We start from the raw sequence: 378 nt of genomic DNA, 5'->3' as shown, positions 1-378 counted from the left end.
CCCTAGGGGTATCTCCGCACAAGGGGTCGGGGAGGGCTCGTCCCGGCGGAGGACGAGCCGGGGCAGGGGCGTTCCTTAAGCTGGCTTTACGCCGCTGGGGGGTGGCGGCCCGATCGCAGGGGTGGGGTTTTCCCCCTGCTGAAGAGGGGGCTCCGCACCAGCGCGCCGCACCCCCGCCGGACGCGAGACTCATCGATGTAGCCGGGACCACGCCCGACGCGGACAGCACCGCGTACGGACATGGCCGGAACCCGCATGCACCGGACCACCGGGGCACCGCACACGCACCTGTCGACCGATATAGGAGACATACCGTGACAACGGCTGTGACCATTCCCAGGCACGGGGGCACTGGAGGGCTGACGGCCGTTGCCGCGC

The organism is Streptomyces murinus, assembly GCF_002154555.1.
Lineage (GTDB): Bacteria > Actinomycetota > Actinomycetes > Streptomycetales > Streptomycetaceae > Streptomyces > Streptomyces murinus.
This window is presented reverse-complemented; position numbering follows the sequence as displayed.